At 62.9% G+C, this 8,524-nt stretch carries 6 protein-coding genes; all 6 read right to left on the bottom strand.

What is annotated here, in order from left to right; genetic code table 11:
• The coding region (locus QZ079_RS05995) for an InlB B-repeat-containing protein (protein WP_297036377.1) at positions 1-2,925 on the bottom strand (2,925 nt) is incomplete at its 3' end.
• A gap of 147 nt (positions 2,926-3,072) precedes the next feature.
• Positions 3,073-4,269, bottom strand: coding sequence for a sigma factor-like helix-turn-helix DNA-binding protein (locus QZ079_RS05990; protein WP_297036380.1), 1,197 nt, complete (start codon positions 4,267-4,269; stop codon positions 3,073-3,075).
• A gap of 135 nt (positions 4,270-4,404) precedes the next feature.
• Positions 4,405-4,767, bottom strand: a complete 363-nt coding sequence (locus QZ079_RS05985) for a NifB/NifX family molybdenum-iron cluster-binding protein (protein ID WP_297036375.1) — start codon at positions 4,765-4,767, stop codon at positions 4,405-4,407.
• A gap of 71 nt (positions 4,768-4,838) precedes the next feature.
• Entirely contained in the window at positions 4,839-5,507 is a 669-nt protein-coding gene (locus QZ079_RS05980) for a DUF4867 family protein (protein ID WP_297036372.1), read from the bottom strand.
• A gap of 228 nt (positions 5,508-5,735) precedes the next feature.
• Positions 5,736-7,508 carry a HAMP domain-containing sensor histidine kinase gene (locus QZ079_RS05975; RefSeq protein ID WP_297036369.1) on the bottom strand — a complete coding sequence of 591 codons (1,773 nt, stop codon included), beginning with the start codon at positions 7,506-7,508 and terminating at the stop codon, positions 5,736-5,738.
• 132 nt (positions 7,509-7,640) lie between these two features.
• Entirely contained in the window at positions 7,641-8,315 is a 675-nt protein-coding gene (locus QZ079_RS05970; RefSeq protein ID WP_297036365.1) for a response regulator transcription factor, read from the bottom strand.
• Positions 8,316-8,524 lie beyond the last annotated feature (209 nt).

The following is an 8,524-nucleotide window of genomic DNA, read 5'->3' as shown; positions in this document are numbered from 1 at the left end:
ACCCACCGCCAGCATGGTGGCGTCGCCCGTTGCGGGAATCGCGCCATCGCCCTCAGGGCCGGAGCCTCCGTCGGAAGGCTCGGCGGGATCTTCGGCCGCTACGTAATCCGGATCTTCCTTGCCGCAATCGACGCACACTCCGTCTTCGTACGTGTGACCCATGGCGGGAATCTCCTTGTACGTCGTATAGGCGCACCCTTCGCAGGTGACGTACTCCTCCCAACCAGGCTCGGTGCAGGTGGGCGCCTTAGCGTCGTGGTGTACGAACGTGTGCTCCTCATAACCGGCGACGACGTTCGTGTCGTTTGCCGGCATCGTGAAGATGGTCGTAGCGTCGTGCCAATCCTCAAAGTCACCGCCGCCCGTATCCACCACGTACCAGTTAGTGAAATGCCCGTGCTCGTCAAACTCCACGGCGGAGATAGTCACCTTGGTGCCCTCGGCATACATGCCGCCACCCGTACCGCCCTGAACGCGAAGCTCGTAGAGGGGCACGGCGGGCTCGATGCGGAGGTAAGTGCTCTTATCCTCATCGTAAGAATATGGATCGTCCTCGGCCAGCACTACTTCACCCGTCGGAGAAGTCGCCCACTGATACCACTCGGAGTTGCTGCCAAAGCTGACGCTCCCGCCGTTTTGGGAGACGTACAGCGTGCCTGTGTCGCCCTTGAGCGTGGTGGTGCCACCTGTGAACTCAATCTCGCCATTCGACCTGATTGCGTATGTCGAAGCGCTGGAATCGCCCTTCGCAACGGTAGCGTTTACCGTCCCGCCATTGATGCGCACCGCCTTATTACCATAGAGCGCCGCCATGAAAGACTGACCCGCAGGCGTCGTAATGGTGACCGACACATCACCGCCGTTGATCACGAGCTCATTGCCCGCGCCAAAGTAGCTGCCGCCCGTGGCAGTGAGTTCCGTTTGATTGCCCGAGATGGTGAGCAATCCGATTCCCGTGTTAATGGGATTCTCACTTGCCGTGATATCAATTTGGGAGTTATCGATGGTTATGTCTTGTTTCGCGTACACGGCATCTGTGCCCGTGACATCGAGCTCTGAATCGGAGATCGAGATGTCGCCCAGGGGCGCATTAATTGTCATCTGCCCGACAAGCACGAGGTCGCACTCGCTTTCGATGACCACATCAGAGGAGTTCGAATAAAGCGCAGCATTGCCGACGCTAATCGTGCCCGTCGCCCCAGAAAGTCGTACCGTATCGTTGGCTGCAAGCCCATGGGCTGAATTCGTCACATTGAGCTCCACGCCATCCTTAGCAATCAAGCCTCCCGGAGTGTACGTAGCGTAGCTTGCTGGTGTGCTGAGTGTAACCTTGCCACCGCTCATCTCAATGCCGTCGGAGCCTGCGTAGAGAGCGTAGCTTTTCTCTGAGCTCGCCTCGACCGTGCTGTTGGCAAGCGTGAGCGCGCCCGGGCTATTCCAGATGTAAACCGCGACGGTATCGGTGCTCTTGGCCTTGAGCGTCGAGTCCGTGACGGTAATCGGACCCTTGGCGTCAACGGCGAAGCCATCGCCAACCGCCGTGACATCGAGCGTGCTGCCGTTCGTAACGGAAATGCCACTAACTCCGCAGCAACGGCCTGTCGCCGTGAGCGTGGCGCCGCCCTCAACGGAAACGGTATCTTCTCCATATACCGCATATCCGCCCGAATCTTCTGTCAGAGCGTTAACGGTAGTACCCGCTCCCAAGACCCGAACGTCTCCCCCACCTGCCCAGAGGGCGAAATACGCGCTATTACCCGTGGAGTTAGCCTCCACGTCGGCGCCACCCTGGATGATGATGTTTCCCAGGTTGGACTGGATGCCCGCCTCGTCGGTGTTTACCGTGAGCGCCGCACCGTCGACGATGATGTCGCCCTGCACGCTGATCGCCCCAGCAGGCGCCGTCTTAGAAACCGTCAGGCTACCTTGTCCTGTAATGGTAAGGGGGCAAAGATCGTCCGTATTGCCGCTAACCACGATGGAGCCGCACGAGTTGGTACCAACGAGTTCGATGGTGAGGGAGTCGGGGCCTTCGCCGGTAACGCGTCTAATAGCAGCACCCGAATCGCTCGTACCGGTAATATTCGCGCCGTTAAGCTTGAGCGTCTGCGTCTTCGGGTCGTAAGACACCGTGTTGTCGCCGAGCACATCCGCCGCGTTCTCGCTCGTCACATCAACACCGCCGACGGACAGACCGTACTCGACCACCGGAGTCTTCCAAGCCGCGCTCGCCGCGCTCTTCGCGCTGGTTTCGCTCGCACGATACTCGTAGTTTTCCTCGGGACCCCAGGCGCGAACGTCGAAGGCGTAGGTAGCGCCGTCTTTCGGCGCGGTAACGACGGACGTGAGCTCGCAGCTGGTATCCGCGATGGTAGTACTACGCACCTCACTCGTGCTGCCGTCTGCGGTCGTCTCGTAGAAGGTGACCCGGTACTCCGCAGCGTTCGCGACGGCGTCCCACGAAGCGGTGAACCAGCCGCCCGTCCAGGTGAGGTTGGAGGGCGTAGCAAGCTGCACGAGCTGCCCAGTCGTGTAGGAGTAGCTGTAGGCATTCTCCGCCCTGCCGACCTCCTGCATGGTGCCGTCTGCCTGCTTCTCGTAGTACACGAACGTGACGGGGTGGTCGCCGTTAAGGCCTTCGATATCCCCTATGGCACCATAGAATTGCTCTGCCGCCTGGAAGAGATTCTCAATATCGTAGGTGTACTCCCCGTCCACGGAGGGCACGCAATGATCGGCGCTATTCGGCCCGAACAACAGCGAAAGGTCGATCCTGCTGTAATACTCTCCCTCCGCATCCCAGTGCAGCACGCCATCTTCGTCAAGCCTCGCATTCGGCGTGAAGTCCTGCGCGAACGCCGTCGCCGGCAACAGCAGAAACGCCGCCAGCACGCATGCCAGCATTGCCACAAATCTCTTTCCCATGCCCCACCATCCCTCTCGCCAAGCCAACACACGCCGAAAGCGCACCTAGTCAGTTCATTTTCAGCGAAAGGTTGAGGGGGCACATCCTTCCTGCGTCGGGGCAAAACGGGTGACGGGAAAGCAAAAAACCAATGACGGCACAAAAACCTACGACAGCATGAACCTGCCCAGATCCTGGCGGCGCTTGACGCCGAGCTTGGCGAGCGAGCGCGAGATGTAGCTCTTCACGGTATTCACCGAGACGCCCATATGCCGCGCAATCTCCTGGTTCGTCCAGCCGCGCGCGGCAAGCATGGACGCGGCGAACTCCGTGGTGGTGAGGTCGTCGGCCACGTCGTCGCTGGTCGCGGGATTGTGGATGCGTCGCCAGCCAGCGGAGAAACGGTACGTGATGGCGATGATGCGCTTGAAGTCCTCCGGCCACCAGGGCTTGAGCTCCGCCTCGAGCATACCGCCGAGCAGCCCGTGGTGCTCACCGAACGCCTGGATGAGGTCGTCTGGGCGCGCAAGTTCCCATGCGGCGAGCAGGTGCTCGCGGGCGCGGTCGGTTTCGCGCATGCTCATGAGGTCCATAACGGCGATGAGGTGCAGGTAGATGGAGGGAATGGGATAGACGTCCTCCTGCGTCATGAGCGCGGTCTGGGCGATGCCGAGGCTCTGTGCGTAGTCGCCCGCAAGGTAGATCGCGTGCGCCTGCACGTAGCACGCGAACGCCCGCAGTCCGGGCGGCAAGAGCGGGAGCACGTCCTGCGCACGGGGCAATCCCTCGGGCGTAGGCAGATGCAGCAGCACGCTCGCGGTCTGGGCGATGAACGCCTCCGCGGCACGGAGCTGCGGGGCCTCTTCCGACGCCGCCGCGATGGCGCCGCGCGCCGCCTCGAGCGCATGCTTCGCTCGGTCGATGCGCCCAAGCGGCAGATTCGCATATGCGCAGATGAGGCAGGCTGAAAGGCGCGTGTCGAAATCCTCGCTCGCTAGATAGCGCGTCGCTGCGGCGACGGCTTCTTGCGGCCTGCCGCTGAAGTAGTAGAACTCCGCCTGTGCGATGTCGCGGCGCGACCCCGGTGCGAGGGAATCGACGAATTCCGCGCACGTCCCCGGCGCAAACGGCGTGTTCATGAGCGGCATGAGACCCGCAAGGGAACCGGGCACGCGGCGTGGGCGGGGCGGGGTGGCCCGCAGAGCGGAATCGGCGCGGCGCGGATCGTTCGGCTTGCGCGCGTTCACGGGAACGCCCCACGAGCGGCCGAACTTCACCGCGCCCTCGATGCGGCCCTCTGCGCAGAGCCGCTGCACGAGCCGTTCCGTCACATTCCACCGCTGGGCGGCATCCTTCACCGTCATGTATTCCACGGCGAGCCCTCCCTGCTGTCCCTGGGCGCGTGGTTCGTTCGCCACGCGCGCAAACCGTTCGTTATTGCGAACACTATGACACAGGAAGGGCGTTGATTCTATTCGCTTATTCGCATAGTTTGCAGACTAGTGGTGGCAGGCGTGCTCCTCGCCCATGACGGGCAGGGTGCCTGCGGCGGCCATGTTCGCGACCTCGCCCACATTCGGGGTCTCGTTCTCGAAGTAAACCGTAATGCCCGCCTGGGCGAACCCCATCATGGGGCGCATGCCCATGCCTGCGGCAACGATCGCGTCGACGCCGTGCTCGGCAAGCAGGGAGACGGGTCGCATGCAGCCGCCTTCTTCGTGCGGCGGGTTGTCGATGACCTCCGTCGCGGTAATCGTGCCGTCTTCGACCGTCACCACGGTAAAGCAGTCACAGTGGCCGAAATGACCCGAGCGCTCGCACTCGAGGCCGCCCGCGCCCATGGTTGGAATAGCGACCTTCATGAAGCTGCCCTCTTTCTTCTTGCAGGCACTTCGCTTTTGCGCCCGCGCCCATGCCGTATGCTGCTTGACTACTACGCGATATCCTCCGCGATATCGATGCTCTCGCCCTGAAGACCCACGTGGGCGCCGGCGGCAGCCTTGTTGCTCTCCGCGTGCACGATGAGCCATTTATCGGCAGCCCAGAGGAGCGGGGCATCGCCGGCGTTGGCAAGCGCAGAATCGAGCTCCGGCAGAGGGCCGTTCGTGCCCTGGGGCAACGCGACGAGCGTGCGGAAGCCCTCATCGCCTGTCTGACAAGGCGCGTAGTGCAGGGTGTCGGCAAAGACTTCGACGAGCACACCGGCAGGCACGCGGAACGCGCGCACGAGCGACATGTCGAGCGTGGCGTCGACACCCATCCCCTCTATCTGGTGCTGCTTCGCAAGGAGCAGGATGAAGTCGTTCGCACCGAGGTTGAACTCGCTGGAGCGGTGGTACTCCAGGGCGTTGAGACGCGTGTTATGACCGCAGCACCAACCCAGTTGAGTGGGACGACCGCCGAAGAGAAGCCCCTTGAGCGCAGGCGCGACCTCGAGTTCTTCGAGTGCGGCGGCGCTGGCCTCGTACTTCGTGCCGTCCTCCGGGCAAGGCGCGTGCTCGGCGAGCGCGTGGACCACGGGCTCGGTGAACGCGGCGGGAACATCTGCCCACACGCGACCATAGTTGCGGAATGATTCGTCATAGATAGATTCGATGAGCATGGTGTCTCCCCTTCTTCTGCTGGGATTCGACTGACATGCAGCGCGGACGGCGCACCCGCACCGGCAACGTCGCATGCGTCGATTATCGCACGATTCGCATGCACAGATTCGCTCTACATCCCCGTTTATCGTCGATGTAGGCCAGATTCCTGTAAGTTATGCTTCTCAATGTCAGCTTTGGTGGCGCAGTTCAAAACAGATAGAGAGGAGGCGCTGAAAGGCTCTCGGTCACGCCTCGATGCGAATCGCGATGCTCGCGCCGCCGAATTCGGGGTCGATAAAGCGCGCATCGCCGCCATGCTGCCGCGCGATCGTCCGCACCACAGAAAGACCCAGCCCGGTACTGCCGTTCTTGCGCGAACGACCCTCTTCCAGGCGTACGAACCGACCGAACACGCGCTCGCGATCCCGTTCCGGGATACCCGGCCCATCATCGCTCACAACGATCTCGACGAATTCGCCGTCCGCGTTCTCAACATTGCGGCACGAGATCGCCACGCGACTCCGTGCATAGCGCGCCGCGTTGTCGAGCACGTTGCGCACCGCATGCGAAAGCGCCTCGTGATCTGCCGTGCACACCACCGGCTCCACACCGGAAACATCGACCTCGCACGACGCCCTCGCTTTCAAAGACGAGGCCTCTTCATAGAGCAGGTCGCACAGGTCGAGCTGCTGCTTGTCCAAACGCGACACGCCCTCATCCTGGCGCGCGAGCAACAGCAGGTTGCTCACAATACCGCCCAGACGCTCGTTTTCAGAGAGCAGGTCGTTTGCAAGCGTATCCGCGTCAACCGCGTCCGGATGGTCGCGCATGGTCTCGAGCATGACGCGAATAGCCGCCACCGGGCTCTTGAGCTCGTGCGACGCATCGGAGACGAAACGGCGCTGCTCCGCGACGGCGGCCTCGAGGCGCGCGAGCATATCATTGAACGTGGTTGCCAGCGGTTCCAGGTCGCGATCGTGCTCCGGCACGGGCAAGCGGCGGCTCAAATCGCCGATGGATATCGTCGCGGCCTCCGCGCGCATGCGCTCGACCGGCGCAAGCGTGCGGGCGACGGCGAACCACGAGAGCACCGCGACTGCGCACAGGGAGCCAAGCATGGCGATGGAAAGCACGATGGCGACCGTCCTCATTGCCTCGCGCGCGGGAGCGAGCGACGTCAGCGCGGCGATGGTGACCACGCCATCGGGCGTCTGGACGCCGCGCTCCACCACGAGGATCGGCCCTTCGATACCGAGTGCCGTAGTGGCGTCGATGTGCATCTCCTCGACCGATACCGAAAGTTCCTGGGCAGACGATGCGCCCGCCTGCTCCGCCACGAAAGGAAGCCGCTGCTGCACGAAACGACGCGCATATGCATGGATGCGGCCGCGCGCCGAGGCGTCGCCGTCATAGCCGGAGCTGCTCCCGTCGTCGTAGCCGGGGTTGCCCCCGTCGTCGTAATTCGAGGCAGCTTGTTGCGGCTGCGACGGAGCGGGAGCAGACGAATACCCGCTGTTATAGTTCGAAGAGGCTGCCGGCGCGGAAGCTTGCGGACGTGACGGGCTACTTTGCGGCGTTGCCGAGGGATCCGCCTGCTCGCGCTCCTCTACCTGCGGCACCACGTCGTCGGCATCGTCTTCGGCAGGCTGCTCATCAGCCATATCAAACGTCAGCGAGACGCGCTCACGCTCGCCGCGGCGCTCCTCTCCCGGCGCCAAGCCGCCCGCCGAGATGGGCGCCACGTCGCTCGCCCAATCGCTCGACGCCACCACGTTTCCAGACTCATCGATGATCTGTACAAGATCGGCGCCGGTCCCGCGCAGCTCGTCGGGCATCTGGCCGGCAGCGACCTGCGCTTCGATCTCGTCGAGGCGCTGATCAAGACTGCCCGAGATGGTGGCGCTGATCGCCCAACCCGTCGCCAGCGCAACGGCGGCAGTAATGGCGACCATGGCAGCCGCGCACACCGCGACGGTGATTACCGAAACCTTCCCTCGAATGCTTTTGAAAAGATGCATGGTCTCTCCCTGGTTTCTGGCCAATGCGTCCCGCGGCGTCATGCACGCTGGCGCGCCCGTGCGACATCGCGTTTCCACGTGGCAGCACGTCCCAGCGGCATCACCCGTACCAGACTCCGGCCTTGCGTCGCCCTACACCGGCTCGGACATCCGATACCCAACCCCACGCACGGTGTGGATGAGACGCTGCCCAAACGCCGCGTCAACTTTCTTCCGCAGGTAGCCCACGTACACCTCGACGACGTTGTCGCCGCCCATGTACCCCGGCGTCCACACGTGGTCGAGGATCTGCGTCTTGGTGAGCACCTGCCCCGCGTTGTACATGAGGTATTCCAGCAAGGCGAACTCGCGCGGCGTGAGCTCGATCGCCGTGCCGCCGCGTTCGACGGCCTTGGAAGCCGGGTCGAGCGTAAGGTCACCCACCTGCAGCTTCGCCGAACCCTTGCTCGCCCCGCGCCGCAGCAGCGCCCGCAGGCGCGCTACCAGCACCACAAGCGAAAAGGGCTTCCGAAGAAAGTCGTCGGCACCAATATCGAGCGCATCCGCCTCGTCGTACTCGCCATCCTTGGCGGTGAGCATGAGCACCGGCGTCGTGATGCCCGCGCCTCGCAGCTCGCCGCACACGTTGTAGCCGTTCATGCCGGGAAGCATGATATCGAGGGTGATGACGTCGTACGCCTCGGTGAGCGCCATCTCCAGACCCGTGTTGCCGTCGCAGGCGATATCGACGGTGAAACCCTCGTCTTCCAAGCTCGCCTTGAGGTACGCGACGATGTTCTCCTCGTCTTCAACGACCAAGACGCGCATATGAATCCCATCCATTCCACTCCGAGCGCACCGTGCAAGTCGATTCTACGGAGAGGGGCGCCCGCCCTTGCAGCGTAGCGCCCCTCCTTCGGCAAGCGGTAGCTCTATCCGAAAAGCCTTACCGTTTCCTTACAGCATGTAAAATAACCCCAGGGGGTTTTTAACATCGCCGCGCTAGTCGTCGTAGCCGCTGTCCGCGTCGTAGCCGC

This window comes from uncultured Enorma sp. (assembly GCA_905210055.1).
In the GTDB taxonomy this organism is placed as follows: Bacteria; Actinomycetota; Coriobacteriia; order Coriobacteriales; family Coriobacteriaceae; genus Enorma.
The sequence above is the reverse complement of the archived record's forward strand: the minus strand, read 5'-3'. Positions and strand labels throughout refer to the sequence as shown.